The organism is uncultured Marivita sp. (assembly GCF_947488135.1).
Lineage (GTDB): Bacteria > Pseudomonadota > Alphaproteobacteria > Rhodobacterales > Rhodobacteraceae > Marivita.
The window spans coordinates 1-12,478 of record NZ_CANKYW010000003.1 but is presented as its reverse complement, the minus strand read 5'-3'; the positions used below and the strand labels follow the sequence as shown (position 1 = coordinate 12,478).

The window sequence follows — 12,478 nt, the reverse complement described above, 5'->3', positions numbered from 1 at the left end:
GAACGCCGCCATGAGCGGTCCGGCTCAGGCGGCGTTTGGAAAGCTCTTGAGGGTATGTAAGCGGCAGGTGCGCCGCTCACAACCTCTTATTCAGCGGCCTGCGCGGTTGTGACCGTCAGCGACCCACCAGCCTTCTCCACCGCTTCGATCGCGGATTTCGATGCACCGGTGACGTTGAGCGTCACTTTCGCGGTGATGTCACCCTTGGCCAGAACGCGGATACCGTCCAGCTTGCGGCGCACCAGACCGGAAGCGACCAGCGCGTCCTCGTCAATGGTGCCCTTCGCGTCGAGCTTGCCGGCGTCGACGAATTTCTGGATCAGGCCGAGATTGACCACGGCGAACGCCTTGCGGTTCGGCTTGTTGAAGCCACGCTTCGGAAGACGCTGGTAGAGCGGCATCTGGCCGCCTTCGTAACCGGCAATGGCCACACCCGAACGGGATTTCTGGCCCTTGATACCACGGCCACCCATCTTGCCCATGCCCGAACCCGGGCCACGTCCGACGCGCTTTTTACGTTTGGTTGCGCCGGGATTGTCGCGCAGTTCATGCAGTTTCATATCGCTTCTCCTTCGCCGGACCTCCGCCCCGAAGCGAACGAGAGCGGCACACGGCATTTCTTGATTATGAGTCGCGGACCCTGTGGTCCACCGAGGGCGTATAGAAGGTTGGCCGAAGTGGATCAAGGGGGCACATGCCCCAAAGACCCGCAAAACAGGACGTCCAACGAAAAAGCCCGCCAGATTTCTCCGGCGGGCTTTCTACGCTGTATCTGGCGCTGGCTTAGCCGCGCTCTTCGATGATCTCGACCATGTGAGACACTTTACGGACCATGCCACGGATGGCGGGTGTGTCCTCAAGCTCGCGGGTCTTGTGCATCTTGTTCAGGCCCAGGCCGATCAGCGTCTGACGCTGGATACCGGGGCGGCGGATCGGGGAACCGACCTGCTTGACTATGATTGTCTTTGCCATTTGGATCAGGCCTCCTCAGCAACCTGGCCGCTTTCCTGCGGCGTGTCTTCACGCTTGGGCAGGATGTCGGCCACTTTCTTGCCGCGACGCTGTGCGACGGAGCGCGGGCTTGCCTCTTTGGACAAGCCGTCCAGCGTGGCGCGGATCATGTTGTACGGGTTCTGCGAACCGATCGACTTGGCGACGACGTCCTGCACACCCAGCATTTCGAAGACGGCACGCATCGGACCACCGGCGATGATACCAGTACCGGTCGGTGCTGTGCGCATGACCACCTTACCGGCGCCATGACGGCCTTCCATGTCGTGGTGCAGCGTACGGCCTTCGCGCAGCGGCACGCGGATCATCTTGCGCTTGGCTTGCTCGGTCGCCTTGCGGATGGCCTCGGGGACCTCCTTGGCCTTACCTTTGCCAAAACCGACACGGCCCTTCTGGTCGCCCACAACGACAAGCGCGGCGAAGCCGAAACGCTTACCACCCTTGACGGTCTTGGACACCCGGTTGATTGCGACAAGGCGATCCGCGAATTCCGGCGCCTGCTCTTCACGGTCGCGGCGATTGCCCCGACGATTGTTATCACGTTCTGCCATGTAGGCATCCTTTGTGTTGTGGGCCTCTGGCCCGTTGTCCAATCCAGGTGAGCTCTTGGCGCTCCCGGATCATCGGGAAGGGGTTGGCCCTTCCGCAAGCGCAAGGTGCGTGAAATCACGCACCCCACGGTTTTATGAAGGTAGGGTGCGCGCTTGCACGCGCCGCCCCATCAGATTTTCAAGCCGCCTTCGCGGGCTGCGTCGGCGAGTGCCTTGACGCGACCGTGGAACAGGAAGCCGCCACGGTCGAAATAGGCTTCTTCGACCCCGGCCTTCTTGGCCCGCTCGGCAATCGCCGCGCCAACCTTGGTGGCCGAGGCGACATCGTTTTTGCCGCCAAGGTCTTTTTCCATCGTGGAAGCCGATGCCAGTGTCACACCGTTCACATCGTCGATCAGCTGAACGCTGATGTTCTTGTTCGAACGGTGAACGCTCAGGCGCACGCGCCCTGCATTGACCTTGCGAAGTTTGTTCCGAACGCGCAGGCGGCGTTTTTGGAACAGATCACGTTTACTGTTTGCCATGTCCTTGCGTCCTTACTTCTTCTTGCCTTCCTTACGGAAGATGAATTCGCCCTTATAGCGAATGCCTTTGCCCTTGTAGGGCTCGGGCCGACGCCAGTCGCGAATGTTGGCTGCCACCTGACCCACAAGCTGAGCGTCGTGACCTTCGATCACGATCTCTGTCTGCTTGGGCACGGTCACAGTCACACCGTCCGGAATTTGGAAATCAACGTCATGCGACAGACCGAGGTTCAGTTTCAGGACGTTGCCCTGAAGCTGCGCACGATAACCAACACCATGAATTTCAAGCTCTTTCTTGAAGGTGTTGGTCACGCCGTGAACTAGGTTCGCCACAACAGTGCGGGACATGCCCCATTGCTGACGCGCGCGCTTGGATTTGCCGCGCGGCGTGACGGTGATGACGTTGTCTTCGACCGCGATGGTGACATCATCGGTCGCATGAAAGCTCTGGGTGCCTTTCGGCCCCTTCACTTCGACGGTCTGGCCAGACACGGATGCAGAGACACCCGAGGGCAGCTCGACCGGCTGTTTTCCAATGCGAGACATTACCAGACCTCCTTAGAAGAGCGTGCAAAGTACTTCGCCGCCAACATTGTGGCTGCGGGCACTTGCATCGGTCATGACGCCTTTGGACGTGGACACGATCGACACACCCAGGCCCTGACGGACCTGCGGGATGTCGTCCACACCCAGGTACACACGACGGCCCGGCTTGGACACGCGCTTGAGTTCGCGGATCACCGGGGTGCCATCGTAGTACTTGAGGCTGATTTCATACGCGGGGTGGCCATTCTTGTCCTTGGTTTCTTCGAAACCGCGGATGTAGCCTTCGTCCGCCATCACCGCGAGAACGCGGCCACGCAGCTTGGACGCCGGTGTCATGGTTGTGGACTTGCCGCGCATCTGTGCGTTGCGGATACGGGTGAGCATATCGCCGATAGGATCGTTCATTCTATGCCCTCCTTACCAGCTCGACTTGACCATACCGGGGGCTTGTCCATTGCTGGCAAGTTCACGAAGCATGATCCGGCTGACCTTGAGTTTACGGTAATAGGCGTGCGGACGCCCGGTGAGCTGGCAACGGTTGTGCAGGCGCGAGGGCGCGCTGTTCCGCGGCAGTTTTGCAAGCTTGAGGCGCGCCTTGAAGCGCTCTTCCATCGGCTTGCCTTCGTCGTTCGCGATTTCCTTGAGCTCAGCCCGCTTGGCGGCGTACTTTTCCACCAGCTTCTGACGCTTCTTTTCGCGTTCAATCATTGCTTTCTTCGCCATGGTATCGGTCCCCTCAGGCGTTGAACGGCATGTTGAAGTGCTTCAACAGCGCCTTGGCTTCCGCGTCGGTCTTCGCGGTCGTCGTGATGATGATATCCATGCCCCAAACCTCGTCGACCTTGTCGAAGTCGATTTCGGGGAACACGATGTGCTCTTTCATGCCCATGGCGAAGTTGCCACGACCATCAAAGGACGGCTTCACGCCGCGGAAGTCCCGGATCCGGGGCATCGCGATGGTGATCAGACGATCGAGGAAGTCATACATCCGGTCGCCACGCAGGGTCACCTTGGCACCAAGCGGCATTTCTTCGCGAACGCGGAAGCCCGCGATGGATTTCTTTGCCTTGGTGGTCACGGCCTGCTGACCAGCGATCTTCGTCAGATCTTCAACAGCGGATTTCGCTTTCTTGCTGTCACGGACAGCTTCGGCACCGCAGCCGATGTTCAGCACGATCTTGTCGAGGCGCGGAATCATCATGTCGTTCGAATAGCCGAACTCTTCCTTCATCGCGGCCTTGATCTGGTCGCGGAAGACGGTCCGAAGACGCGGGGTGTAGGTTGCTGTATCAAGCATCGATCACGTCCCCCGTGGTTTTCGCAAAACGCACCTTCTTGTCGCCTTCGATCTTGAAGCCAACGCGGGTCGGTTTGCCGTTCTTGTCGACGATCGCCAGGTTCGACAGATCGATCGGCATCGCCTTGGGTGTACGGCCGCCCTGGGTCGTCTGGGACTGGCGCACGTGGCGGATGGCCATGTTCACACCATCGACCACGGCCTTGCCGGCCTTGGGATCGACGGACGAGATGGTGCCCGACTTGCCTTTGTCTTTACCGGCAAGCACGACCACCTTGTCACCTTTGCGGAGTTTGGCAGCCATTACAGCACCTCCGGAGCAAGCGAGATGATTTTCATGAAGTTCTTGGCACGGAGCTCGCGCACAACCGGTCCAAAGATACGCGTACCGACCGGCTCACCTGCGTTGTTCAGGATCACGGCGGCGTTGCGGTCAAAACGGATGGCTGTGCCGTCTTCGCGACGGACTTCCTTGGCGGTGCGCACGACGACGGCCTTGCGGACGTCCCCTTTTTTCACGCGACCGCGCGGGATGGCTTCCTTCACGGATACAACGATGATGTCACCCACCGACGCGTATTTCCGCTTGGACCCACCCAGAACCTTGATGCACTGAACACGGCGTGCGCCGCTGTTGTCAGCAACATCCAGATTGGTCTGCATCTGGATCATAATCTGTCTCCCGACGTCCCGGACCGCTCAGAGCGAGGCATTGGCCCGGGGGTTTCGTAAATGCCGAAAGGCTATCGCTTACTCAGCGATAACCTCCCAACGTTTGGTCTTCGACTTGGGGGCGCACTCCTGAATGCGGACAACGTCCCCAACTGCGAATTTCTCGGCCTCATCATGGGCGCGATATTTCTTGGACTTCCGGATCGTCTTTTGAAGAACCGGGTGCTTGAAGCGGCGCTCGACGGAAACGGTCACGGTCTGTGCGTTTGCTGTCGATGTAACGGTGCCGGAAAGAATACGTTTGGGCATCTGTCTGGCTCCCTCTTACGCGTCGCTGGCAGCCGCAGCCGCCTTTTGGTTCAGCACGGTGTTGATGCGTGCCACGTTGCGGCGCACCTGACGGATGCGCGCGGTGTTCTCAAGCTGGCTTGTGGCCTGCTGAAAGCGGAGGTTGAAGGCCTCTTTCTTCAGCGAAACAAGCTCATCCCGGAGCTGATCCGGTGTCTTGTCATGCAGTTCCTTGGCGTTCATGCGCCATTCCTTTCTATCAACATCACCGGCGGGCCCCATCGTTGATGTGGGTCACCCCGATTCCCGGTGGAGGTGGATGAAGTGGCGCGTATAGGCGGGATGTCCGCGTCGCGCAACCCCTTTGTATTCAAGCTTCGGCCTTGACCTCTCGCCAATGCCGGAAACGCATATTATGAGGGAGGAATGAGCACAATATCTTCCCTCTTCGTAACCCGCCTCTACCGCGCGCCCTTGTCCGAACACGGACCGGCGATTGATCCGCAAGAAATGGAATCCTCCTGTTTTGCCATCGCCGAAGATGACGAGGCCGGTCAGCAGTGGTGCGAGGACAACGCCTATCCGGGCTATACCTCTTACGCGTCCCTGAGCGACCTACCTTGGCGTTTCCCGATTTTCGCCGATCTGGTCAAATCGCTCGACGCGCATGTGGCGGCCTTCGCCGAGGATCTGGAGTTCGATCTGGACGGGCGCAAGCTGGTTCTGGAAGACCTCTGGATAAACATATTGCCCGAAGGCGGCTTCCACGCCGCCCACATCCATCCGCATTCGGTGATCTCGGGCACGACCTATGTCTCAATGCCCGAAGGTGCGTCCGCGTTGAAGCTGGAAGATCCGCGCCACGCCATGATGATGGCCGCCCCACCCCGCCGAAAAGACGCGCGCGAAGAGATGCGGTCGTTTATCTATGTAAAGCCATCGGTCGGCGATGTGCTGCTCTGGGAAAGCTGGTTGCGGCACGAGGTGGTTATGAACCAGTCCGAGGACGAGCGCGTGTCGGTGAGTTTCAACTATCGATGGGAGTGACACCATGTCGGAAGACCGGCCAATCAAGTCAGACAAGCAAACACTATCCCAGAACGGCGAGCGTAGGGCTTGGTTGGCGGAAAATGCCGAGGCCTTCAAAGCGCGATCGGAATGGCACAAGAAACACGGCCATCCGCTGAAGGACATTATGGTCGGACCTCTCGCTGATACCTGGCGGGACTAGGCAAAAAACCCCTGGCGCTTTCGCACCAGGGGTTTCCAATCTCGTAGGGTGCGTGATCTCACGCACCGAACCGCTTACCAGTCCTCGCGGACCACGACGCGGGTCTTGATCGGCAGCTTCATCGCGGCCAGACGCAGCGCCTCGCGGGCGATGTCCTCACCGACACCATCGATTTCGAACATCACGCGGCCCGGCTTGACCTTGGCGGCCCAGAAATCCACGGAGCCCTTACCTTTACCCATCCGCACTTCGGTCGGCTTGGAGGTCACGGGCGTATCCGGGAAAATGCGGATCCAGACGCGGCCCTGACGCTTCATGTGACGCGTCATGGCACGACGGGCGGCTTCGATCTGACGTGCAGTCACACGCTCAGGCTGAAGCGCCTTGAGGCCGAAGGTGCCAAAGTTCAGATCGGAGCCGCCCTTGGCTTCGCCCTTGATCCGACCTTTGAACATCTTACGGAATTTTGTACGCTTTGGTTGAAGCATGATTAGTTCCTCCGACCGCCGCCAGCACCACGCGGTGCGGGACCGTCTTGCAGTTCCTGTGCCTTACGATCACGCGCAGACGGATCATGTTCCATGATCTCGCCTTTGAAGATCCAGACCTTGATGCCGATGATGCCGTAGGGCGTTTCCGCCTCGACATTGGCATAGTCGATGTCGGCGCGCAGCGTGTGCAGCGGCACACGGCCTTCGCGGTACCATTCTGTCCGTGCAATCTCGGCACCGCCAAGACGACCCGCAACGTTCACGCGGATGCCGAGGGCACCCATGCGCATTGCGTTCTGCACGGCGCGCTTCATGGCACGACGGAAGGACACACGACGCTCGAGCTGCTGCGCGATGCTTTCGCCAACCAGCTGCGCGTCTAGTTCCGGCTTGCGCACTTCAACGATGTTGAGGTGCAGCTCGGAGTCGGTCATCGCGGCCAGCTTCTTGCGGAGCGTCTCGATGTCCGCGCCTTTCTTGCCGATGATGACGCCCGGGCGTGCGGTGTGAATGGTGACGCGGCACTTCTTGTGCGGGCGCTCGATGATGACACGCGCGACACCGGCCTGCTTGCACTCTTTCTCGATGAATTCGCGCATCGCGATATCTTCGAGCAGAAGATTGCCGTAATCCTTGCTGTCTGCGTACCAGCGGCTGTCCCAGGTGCGGTTGACCTGAAGACGCATGCCGATCGGATTGGTTTTGTTACCCATTAGGCCTGCTCCTCAACTTGACGCACCTTGATGGTGATCTCCGAAAACGGCTTCATGATCTTGCCGAACCGGCCACGCGCCCGCGGACGGCCACGCTTCATCACGAGGTTCTTTCCAACATAGGCTTCGGCAACGACCAGTTCGTCGACGTCGAGCCCGTGGTTGTTCTCGGCGTTTGCAATCGCGGACTGAAGGCATTTCTTCACGTCGCCGGCGATCCGCTTCTTCGAGAAGGTCAGATCGTTCAGCGCCTTGTCCACTTTCTTGCCGCGGATGAGACCGGCGACGAGGTTCAGTTTCTGCGGGCTGGTGCGCAGCATCCGCAGCTTCGCCATGGCTTCGTTGTCAGCCACGCGGCGGGGGTTCTTTTCCTTGCCCATGACTTACTTCCGCTTCGCTTTTTTGTCAGCCGCGTGACCGTAATAGGTCCGTGTCGGGGAGTATTCACCGAACTTCTGACCGATCATGTCTTCGCTGACGTTGACTGGGATATGCTTCTGGCCGTTGTAGACGCCAAACGTCAGACCCACGAATTGGGGCAGGATCGTCGAGCGGCGCGACCAGATCTTGATGACTTCGTTGCGGCCGGATTCACGCGACGCTTCTGCCTTTTTCAAGACATAGGCATCGACGAACGGGCCTTTCCATACAGAGCGCGACATGGTTTACCGCCCCTTCTTCTTGGCGTGACGCGAGCGGATGATCAGCTTCTGCGACGCCTTGTTCCTGTTGCGGGTCTTCTTACCCTTCGTCGGCTTGCCCCACGGCGTCACCGGGTGACGACCACCAGAGGTCCGGCCTTCACCACCACCGTGCGGGTGGTCGATCGGGTTCATGACGACACCACGCACGCTCGGACGGATGCCCTTGTGGCGCATGCGGCCCGCTTTACCGAAGTTCTGGTTCGAGTTGTCCGGGTTCGACACGGCACCCACGGTGGCCATGCATTCCTGACGGACCAGGCGAAGCTCGCCCGAGCTCAGACGGATCTGAGCGTAACCGCCGTCACGGCCCACGAACTGAGCGTAGGTGCCGGCTGCACGCGCGATCTGACCACCCTTTCCAGGCTTCAGCTCGATGTTGTGAACGATCGTGCCGATGGGCATACCCGAGAACGGCATCGCGTTGCCCGGCTTCACGTCGGCCTTTTGCGAGGCGACGACGCGGTCACCGATGCCAAGGCGCTGAGGTGCGAGGATATAGGCCTGCTCACCATCGTCGTACTGGACAAGGGCGATAAAGGCGGTGCGGTTGGGGTCATATTCGATGCGCGCGACGGTCGCGCTCACGTCAAACTTGTTCCGCTTAAAATCAACGATACGGTAAAGGCGTTTCGCCCCACCACCGCGACGACGGGATGTGATACGTCCGGTGTTGTTCCGGCCACCCGATTTGGTCAAACCCTCTGTGAGGGATTTGACCGGACGGCCTTTCCACAGCTCCGAACGGTCGATCAGCACCAGCCCGCGCTGGCCCGGCGTCGTCGGCTTATACGACTTGAGTGCCATGCTTTCTGTCTTCCGTTAGCAGTGCAGGTCTTGTTTGACCCGCTATGTTTGGGCGGACGTATCCGCCGTTGGTATAGGGCCCCGAAGGTCCCCGGTTAACGCAACAACGAAGCCCCGGACGAATCCGGGGCTGCGCGGTTGGGGCTTACTAGGAGGTGTGGGCCACGACGTCAAGCGCTCCGATACCTCGTGCCTTCAGGGTGTTCGGCAATGTCCGCACTAATCACCGCTTAACCAGAAATAGCGAAGACTTAACATGCAAGCAGAAGTTGCAATGTAAAACAAAATGTAATACAAATGACGCAGAAATTTGAGTGGGACAACACCAAGAACCGGTCCAACATCGCCAAGCATGGGATCAGCTTTGAACTGGCGATTGAGATTTTCGATGGCTTCACAGTTGATGCACTGGACACCCGTGTGGACTATGGCGAAGTTCGGGTTCTGAGCATTGGCTGCGTCAAGCGCATTGCGGTGCTGGTCGTCGTTCACACGGATCGAAATCGCACCTGTCGGATCATTTCCGCCCGGCAGGCCAATACACAGGAACGCGCGCGCTATGTCCAAGCGTTACAAGACACCCCTGACGGCGGAAGAGATCGCCAAGCGCCCTGACGCCGAGATCGACTTTTCCGACATCTCCGAACTCGGTTCTGACTTCTGGGAAAACGCCCAGGTCATCCCACCCCGCACCAAACCCGTCGTCAGCCTGCGCCTCCCCGAAGACGTGATCGCGTTTTTCAAAAGCGAAGACCCCAAAGGGTATACCAAACGCATGGCCGCAGTCCTCAAAGCCTACGCCGACGCCCACAAAGCTTGACACTTACAATTTCCATTACCTTCACACCTTAGAGTGCGTGTTCACACGCACCACGCGCAATCCGGGCCATCGCCAGACCGCGAGATGGCGATCCAATGATCGTTCTACGGCGCTTTATATCTGCCAAATCCTAAGAACCTTTGAACGGGGCACCGGCGCCACCAACCCGCCAGCCCGTCCGGGCGGTCTGGCGATGGCCCGGCGGCTTCGCCGCTGTTCGGGCGAAATAGTTCACCCGTCAGTAGTCAACTATAAAAAAGCCCCCCGCCATCACTGGCGAGGGGCTTTCTCATTCTCACAACCCGGACCGAAGCCCGAAGCGATCAAAGACCCGTGGTCACGTCGATCGTGTTGCCTTCGGCAAGTGTCACGTAGGCTTTCTTCACGTCTTTCCGACGGCCCATTGTGCCGCGGAAGCGCTTGGTCTTGCCCTTGGTGATCGTCGTGTTGACTGCCTTGACCGACACACCAAACAGAGCCTCGACGGCCTCTTTGATCTGCGGCTTGTTGGCGTCGATCGCCACTTCGAAGACAACCGCGCCGTTTTCGGACGCCATGGTGGTCTTTTCGGTGATGATCGGCTTGCGGATCACATCGTAATGTTCTGCTTTTGCGCTCATTTCAGACGAGCCTCCAGTGCTTCGACACCCGCCTTCGTGAGCACGAGCGTGTCACGCTTGAGGATGTCATAGACGTTTGCCCCCATCGACGGCAGAACATCGAGGCCATCGATGTTGGCTGCGGCGCGGGCGAAGTTTTCGTTCACCTCGGCCCCGTCGATGATTAGCGCACGCTTCCAGCCCAGGTCACGGACCTGCTTGGCCAGTTGGGACGTTTTGCCATCGGACTCGATGTTCTCGATGATGACAAGCGAGCCGTCTTTGACCTTGGCGGACAGAGCGTGCATCAGGCCCAGCTTGCGCACCTTCTTGGGAAGGTCATGCGCGTGGCTGCGCGGGGTCGGTCCCTTGTAGATGCCACCCTTGCGGAAGATCGGTGCCTTGCGGGAGCCGTGACGTGCGCCACCGGTGCCCTTCTGGCGATAGATCTTCTTGGTCGAGTAGCTGACTTCGGACCGGGTTTTCACCTTGTGGGTGCCCTGCTGCGCCTTGTTGCGCTGCCAGCGGACCACACGGTGCAGGATGTCGGCGCGCGGCTCGAGATCGAAGATCTCGTCCGTCAGCTCGACCGACCCGGCTTTGCCGCCGTCCAGTTTGATCACGTCGAGTTTCATTCGTCGCCTTCCTTCTTCTCAGCTTCGATTTCAGCCTCGGCTTCCTTCAAAGCGGCTTCCTCTGCTGCGGCCTGCTCTGCTGCTGCGGCTTCTGCTGCGGCGGCTTCCTCTGCTGCGGCCTGTGCGGCGGCTTCTTCGGCCAGACGCTTGGCTTCATCAGCAGCCGACCGCAGAGCGGCGGGCAGGATAATGTTGTCAGGCGTCGGCTTCTTCATGGCGTCCTTGACTGTCACCCAACCACCCTTGGAGCCGGGAACGGCGCCCTTGATCATGATGATCCCACGCTCTGCGTCGGTCTTCACAACCTGGAGGTTCTGGGTCGTCACTTTGACAGCGCCCATGTGACCGGCCATTTTCTTGCCTTTGAAGACCTTGCCCGGATCCTGACACTGACCGGTGGAGCCGTGCGAGCGGTGCGAGATCGACACACCGTGCGACGCGCGCAGACCACCGAAGTTGTGACGCTTCATGGCACCGGCAAAACCCTTACCGATCGAGGTGCCGGAGACATCCACATACTGACCTTCAAAGTAGTGGTCAGCGGTGATCTCTTCACCCACATTGATCAGGTTCTCGGGCGCGACGCGGAATTCCGCGACCTTCCGCTTGGGCTCCACGTTCGCCGCAGCAAAGTGACCGCGCATCGCCTTGGATACGCGCTTTGCCTTGATCGAACCGGTGCCCAGCTGAACTGCCGAGTAGCCGTGCTGGTCAGGCGTACGCTGAGCGACGACCTGAAGATTGTCGAGTTGGAGGACGGTCACGGGAATCTGCTTTCCGTCTTCCATGAAAAGCCGGGTCATGCCGACTTTTTTCGCGATGATACCAGAGCGCATCATGGGATACCCTCCTTAAACCTTGATCTCGACATCCACGCCAGCGGCGAGGTCGAGCTTCATCAGCGCATCAACGGTTTGCGGTGTCGGATCAACGATGTCGAGCAGACGCTTGTGAGTCCGAATTTCCCACTGGTCACGCGACTTCTTGTTGACGTGCGGGCTCCGCAGAACGGTGAATTTCTCAATCTTGTTCGGCAGCGGGATCGGGCCGCGCACTGTGGCGCCCGTCCGCTTTGCGGTGTTCACGATTTCCTGTGTCGACGCATCGAGCACACGGTAATCAAACGCCTTGAGCCGAATGCGAATGTTTTGGCTTTGCATTGGTCTTAGCCTTTATTGGCGTTGCGGTTGAGAGGACGAAGCAAGACCACCCTGCCCCTTCTTCGAACCGGATACGGGACGGCATGACACCGTCCCGCGCAATTTGAATACGACCGCTTACGCGACGATTTTGGAGACGACGCCGGAGCCGACGGTGCGGCCGCCTTCGCGGATGGCGAAGCGGAGGCCGTCTTCCATGGCGATCGGCGCGATCAGTTCCACGTCGAACTTCAGGTTGTCACCCGGCATCACCATCTCGGTGCCTTCGGGCAGCGTCACGGTGCCGGTCACGTCCGTCGTGCGGAAGTAGAACTGCGGACGGTAGTTCGCGAAGAACGGGGTGTGACGGCCGCCTTCTTCCTTGGTCAGGATGTAGACCTCGGCTTCGAACTTGGTGTGCGGTGTCACCGAACCCGGCTTGCAGAGAACCTG

General features: G+C 59.4%; 24 protein-coding genes and 1 pseudogene. 3 read left to right on the top strand and 22 right to left on the bottom strand.

Annotation, left to right across the window (positions count from 1 at the left end):
- Positions 1-86 precede the first annotated feature (86 nt).
- The 12 genes from rplO to rpmC form a co-directional block, all read right to left on the bottom strand.
- On the bottom strand, positions 87-560 hold the full coding sequence (gene rplO, locus Q1B16_RS10885; RefSeq protein WP_299787964.1) for a 50S ribosomal protein L15: 474 nt from the start codon (positions 558-560) through the stop codon (positions 87-89).
- A gap of 223 nt (positions 561-783) precedes the next feature.
- The gene (gene rpmD, locus Q1B16_RS10880; protein WP_299787961.1) at positions 784-972 is read right to left on the bottom strand and encodes a 50S ribosomal protein L30; all 189 of its coding nucleotides are present in this window, start codon (positions 970-972) and stop codon (positions 784-786) included.
- A 5-nt stretch (positions 973-977) separates the two neighbouring features.
- Positions 978-1,562 carry a 30S ribosomal protein S5 gene (gene rpsE / locus Q1B16_RS10875; protein ID WP_299787958.1) on the bottom strand — a complete coding sequence of 195 codons (585 nt, stop codon included), beginning with the start codon at positions 1,560-1,562 and terminating at the stop codon, positions 978-980.
- Between the two features lie 170 nt (positions 1,563-1,732).
- Entirely contained in the window at positions 1,733-2,086 is a 354-nt protein-coding gene (gene rplR / locus Q1B16_RS10870; protein WP_299787955.1) for a 50S ribosomal protein L18, read from the bottom strand.
- Positions 2,087-2,098: 12 nt separating this feature from the next.
- A complete protein-coding gene (gene rplF / locus Q1B16_RS10865; RefSeq protein ID WP_299787952.1) occupies positions 2,099-2,632 on the bottom strand; it encodes a 50S ribosomal protein L6 in 534 nt (177 codons plus the stop codon).
- Positions 2,633-2,644: 12 nt separating this feature from the next.
- Positions 2,645-3,037: a 30S ribosomal protein S8 gene (gene rpsH / locus Q1B16_RS10860; protein ID WP_299787949.1), complete on the bottom strand. Its 393-nt coding sequence runs from the start codon at positions 3,035-3,037 to the stop codon at positions 2,645-2,647.
- Between the two features lie 12 nt (positions 3,038-3,049).
- Positions 3,050-3,355 carry a 30S ribosomal protein S14 gene (gene rpsN, locus Q1B16_RS10855; protein ID WP_299787946.1) on the bottom strand — a complete coding sequence of 102 codons (306 nt, stop codon included), beginning with the start codon at positions 3,353-3,355 and terminating at the stop codon, positions 3,050-3,052.
- A gap of 13 nt (positions 3,356-3,368) precedes the next feature.
- Positions 3,369-3,929 carry a 50S ribosomal protein L5 gene (rplE, locus tag Q1B16_RS10850; protein WP_299787942.1) on the bottom strand — a complete coding sequence of 187 codons (561 nt, stop codon included), beginning with the start codon at positions 3,927-3,929 and terminating at the stop codon, positions 3,369-3,371.
- Positions 3,922-4,233, bottom strand: a complete 312-nt coding sequence (rplX, locus tag Q1B16_RS10845) for a 50S ribosomal protein L24 (protein ID WP_299787939.1) — start codon at positions 4,231-4,233, stop codon at positions 3,922-3,924. The genes rplE and rplX overlap by 8 nt, the downstream gene beginning before the upstream one ends.
- The gene (gene rplN / locus Q1B16_RS10840; RefSeq protein WP_007427594.1) at positions 4,233-4,601 is read right to left on the bottom strand and encodes a 50S ribosomal protein L14; all 369 of its coding nucleotides are present in this window, start codon (positions 4,599-4,601) and stop codon (positions 4,233-4,235) included. The genes rplX and rplN overlap by 1 nt, the downstream gene beginning before the upstream one ends.
- 78 nt (positions 4,602-4,679) lie before the next feature.
- Positions 4,680-4,910, bottom strand: coding sequence for a 30S ribosomal protein S17 (gene rpsQ / locus Q1B16_RS10835; protein ID WP_299787935.1), 231 nt, complete (start codon positions 4,908-4,910; stop codon positions 4,680-4,682).
- A gap of 15 nt (positions 4,911-4,925) precedes the next feature.
- Positions 4,926-5,132, bottom strand: a complete 207-nt coding sequence (rpmC, locus tag Q1B16_RS10830; RefSeq protein WP_299787932.1) for a 50S ribosomal protein L29 — start codon at positions 5,130-5,132, stop codon at positions 4,926-4,928.
- Between the two features lie 183 nt (positions 5,133-5,315).
- On the opposite strand from rpmC, the gene Q1B16_RS10825 reads away from it, so the two are divergent.
- Positions 5,316-5,936 (top strand): 2OG-Fe(II) oxygenase family protein, encoded by a 621-nt coding sequence (locus Q1B16_RS10825; RefSeq protein ID WP_299787929.1) that lies wholly within the window; start codon positions 5,316-5,318, stop codon positions 5,934-5,936.
- Between the two features lie 258 nt (positions 5,937-6,194).
- Here the strand turns inward: Q1B16_RS10825 and rplP are convergent, their stop codons facing one another.
- Genes rplP through rplB form a run of 5 tightly spaced genes read right to left on the bottom strand, consistent with a single transcriptional unit; the run spans position 6,195 to position 8,832 of the window.
- A complete protein-coding gene (gene rplP, locus Q1B16_RS10820; RefSeq protein ID WP_292293569.1) occupies positions 6,195-6,608 on the bottom strand; it encodes a 50S ribosomal protein L16 in 414 nt (137 codons plus the stop codon).
- Positions 6,609-6,610: 2 nt separating this feature from the next.
- Positions 6,611-7,324 carry a 30S ribosomal protein S3 gene (gene rpsC / locus Q1B16_RS10815; RefSeq protein ID WP_299787925.1) on the bottom strand — a complete coding sequence of 238 codons (714 nt, stop codon included), beginning with the start codon at positions 7,322-7,324 and terminating at the stop codon, positions 6,611-6,613.
- Positions 7,324-7,704, bottom strand: a complete 381-nt coding sequence (gene rplV, locus Q1B16_RS10810) for a 50S ribosomal protein L22 (RefSeq protein WP_299787922.1) — start codon at positions 7,702-7,704, stop codon at positions 7,324-7,326. The genes rpsC and rplV overlap by 1 nt, the downstream gene beginning before the upstream one ends.
- Before the next feature lie 3 nt (positions 7,705-7,707).
- Entirely contained in the window at positions 7,708-7,986 is a 279-nt protein-coding gene (gene rpsS, locus Q1B16_RS10805) for a 30S ribosomal protein S19 (RefSeq protein ID WP_048532936.1), read from the bottom strand.
- Between the two features lie 3 nt (positions 7,987-7,989).
- Positions 7,990-8,832 carry a 50S ribosomal protein L2 gene (rplB, locus tag Q1B16_RS10800; protein WP_299787915.1) on the bottom strand — a complete coding sequence of 281 codons (843 nt, stop codon included), beginning with the start codon at positions 8,830-8,832 and terminating at the stop codon, positions 7,990-7,992.
- Positions 8,833-9,129: 297 nt separating this feature from the next.
- Between rplB and Q1B16_RS10795 the strand changes: the two genes are divergently transcribed.
- Together Q1B16_RS10795 and Q1B16_RS10790 are read left to right on the top strand one after the other, a co-directional pair.
- Positions 9,130-9,447: a BrnT family toxin gene (locus tag Q1B16_RS10795; RefSeq protein ID WP_299787912.1), complete on the top strand. Its 318-nt coding sequence runs from the start codon at positions 9,130-9,132 to the stop codon at positions 9,445-9,447.
- Positions 9,392-9,652 (top strand): BrnA antitoxin family protein, encoded by a 261-nt coding sequence (locus Q1B16_RS10790; protein WP_299787909.1) that lies wholly within the window; start codon positions 9,392-9,394, stop codon positions 9,650-9,652. Before Q1B16_RS10795 ends, Q1B16_RS10790 begins: the two co-directional genes overlap by 56 nt.
- A 323-nt stretch (positions 9,653-9,975) precedes the next feature.
- On the opposite strand, the gene Q1B16_RS10785 is transcribed toward Q1B16_RS10790, so the two are convergent.
- From Q1B16_RS10785 to tuf, 5 genes and pseudogenes are all read right to left on the bottom strand, one after another.
- Positions 9,976-10,272, bottom strand: a complete 297-nt coding sequence (locus Q1B16_RS10785; protein WP_299787906.1) for a 50S ribosomal protein L23 — start codon at positions 10,270-10,272, stop codon at positions 9,976-9,978.
- Entirely contained in the window at positions 10,269-10,886 is a 618-nt protein-coding gene (gene rplD, locus Q1B16_RS10780) for a 50S ribosomal protein L4 (protein WP_299787903.1), read from the bottom strand. The genes Q1B16_RS10785 and rplD overlap by 4 nt, the downstream gene beginning before the upstream one ends.
- Entirely contained in the window at positions 10,883-11,725 is an 843-nt protein-coding gene (gene rplC / locus Q1B16_RS10775) for a 50S ribosomal protein L3 (protein WP_299787900.1), read from the bottom strand. Before rplC ends, rplD begins: the two co-directional genes overlap by 4 nt.
- Before the next feature lie 12 nt (positions 11,726-11,737).
- Positions 11,738-12,046, bottom strand: coding sequence for a 30S ribosomal protein S10 (rpsJ, locus tag Q1B16_RS10770; protein WP_299787897.1), 309 nt, complete (start codon positions 12,044-12,046; stop codon positions 11,738-11,740).
- Positions 12,047-12,163: 117 nt separating this feature from the next.
- A pseudogene (gene tuf / locus Q1B16_RS10765) lies at positions 12,164-12,478 on the bottom strand (elongation factor Tu); the annotation flags it as partial.

Excerpts from the sequence above, each read along its gene's own strand:
- rplO (WP_299787964.1), bottom strand. The coding sequence starts at position 560 with ATGAAACTGCATGAACTGCGCGACAATCCCGGCGCAACCAAACGTAAA.
- rpmD (WP_299787961.1), bottom strand. The coding sequence starts at position 972 with ATGGCAAAGACAATCATAGTCAAGCAGGTCGGTTCCCCGATCCGCCGC.
- rpsE (WP_299787958.1), bottom strand. The coding sequence starts at position 1,562 with ATGGCAGAACGTGATAACAATCGTCGGGGCAATCGCCGCGACCGTGAA.
- rplR (WP_299787955.1), bottom strand. The coding sequence starts at position 2,086 with ATGGCAAACAGTAAACGTGATCTGTTCCAAAAACGCCGCCTGCGCGTT.
- rplF (WP_299787952.1), bottom strand. The coding sequence starts at position 2,632 with ATGTCTCGCATTGGAAAACAGCCGGTCGAGCTGCCCTCGGGTGTCTCT.
- rpsH (WP_299787949.1), bottom strand. The coding sequence starts at position 3,037 with ATGAACGATCCTATCGGCGATATGCTCACCCGTATCCGCAACGCACAG.
- rpsN (WP_299787946.1), bottom strand. The coding sequence starts at position 3,355 with ATGGCGAAGAAAGCAATGATTGAACGCGAAAAGAAGCGTCAGAAGCTG.
- rplE (WP_299787942.1), bottom strand. The coding sequence starts at position 3,929 with ATGCTTGATACAGCAACCTACACCCCGCGTCTTCGGACCGTCTTCCGC.
- rplX (WP_299787939.1), bottom strand. The coding sequence starts at position 4,233 with ATGGCTGCCAAACTCCGCAAAGGTGACAAGGTGGTCGTGCTTGCCGGT.
- rplN (WP_007427594.1), bottom strand. The coding sequence starts at position 4,601 with ATGATCCAGATGCAGACCAATCTGGATGTTGCTGACAACAGCGGCGCA.
- rpsQ (WP_299787935.1), bottom strand. The coding sequence starts at position 4,910 with ATGCCCAAACGTATTCTTTCCGGCACCGTTACATCGACAGCAAACGCA.
- rpmC (WP_299787932.1), bottom strand. The coding sequence starts at position 5,132 with ATGAACGCCAAGGAACTGCATGACAAGACACCGGATCAGCTCCGGGAT.
- Q1B16_RS10825 (WP_299787929.1), top strand. The coding sequence starts at position 5,316 with ATGAGCACAATATCTTCCCTCTTCGTAACCCGCCTCTACCGCGCGCCC.
- rplP (WP_292293569.1), bottom strand. The coding sequence starts at position 6,608 with ATGCTTCAACCAAAGCGTACAAAATTCCGTAAGATGTTCAAAGGTCGG.
- rpsC (WP_299787925.1), bottom strand. The coding sequence starts at position 7,324 with ATGGGTAACAAAACCAATCCGATCGGCATGCGTCTTCAGGTCAACCGC.
- rplV (WP_299787922.1), bottom strand. The coding sequence starts at position 7,704 with ATGGGCAAGGAAAAGAACCCCCGCCGCGTGGCTGACAACGAAGCCATG.
- rpsS (WP_048532936.1), bottom strand. The coding sequence starts at position 7,986 with ATGTCGCGCTCTGTATGGAAAGGCCCGTTCGTCGATGCCTATGTCTTG.
- rplB (WP_299787915.1), bottom strand. The coding sequence starts at position 8,832 with ATGGCACTCAAGTCGTATAAGCCGACGACGCCGGGCCAGCGCGGGCTG.
- Q1B16_RS10795 (WP_299787912.1), top strand. The coding sequence starts at position 9,130 with ATGACGCAGAAATTTGAGTGGGACAACACCAAGAACCGGTCCAACATC.
- Q1B16_RS10790 (WP_299787909.1), top strand. The coding sequence starts at position 9,392 with ATGTCCAAGCGTTACAAGACACCCCTGACGGCGGAAGAGATCGCCAAG.
- Q1B16_RS10785 (WP_299787906.1), bottom strand. The coding sequence starts at position 10,272 with ATGAGCGCAAAAGCAGAACATTACGATGTGATCCGCAAGCCGATCATC.
- rplD (WP_299787903.1), bottom strand. The coding sequence starts at position 10,886 with ATGAAACTCGACGTGATCAAACTGGACGGCGGCAAAGCCGGGTCGGTC.
- rplC (WP_299787900.1), bottom strand. The coding sequence starts at position 11,725 with ATGATGCGCTCTGGTATCATCGCGAAAAAAGTCGGCATGACCCGGCTT.
- rpsJ (WP_299787897.1), bottom strand. The coding sequence starts at position 12,046 with ATGCAAAGCCAAAACATTCGCATTCGGCTCAAGGCGTTTGATTACCGT.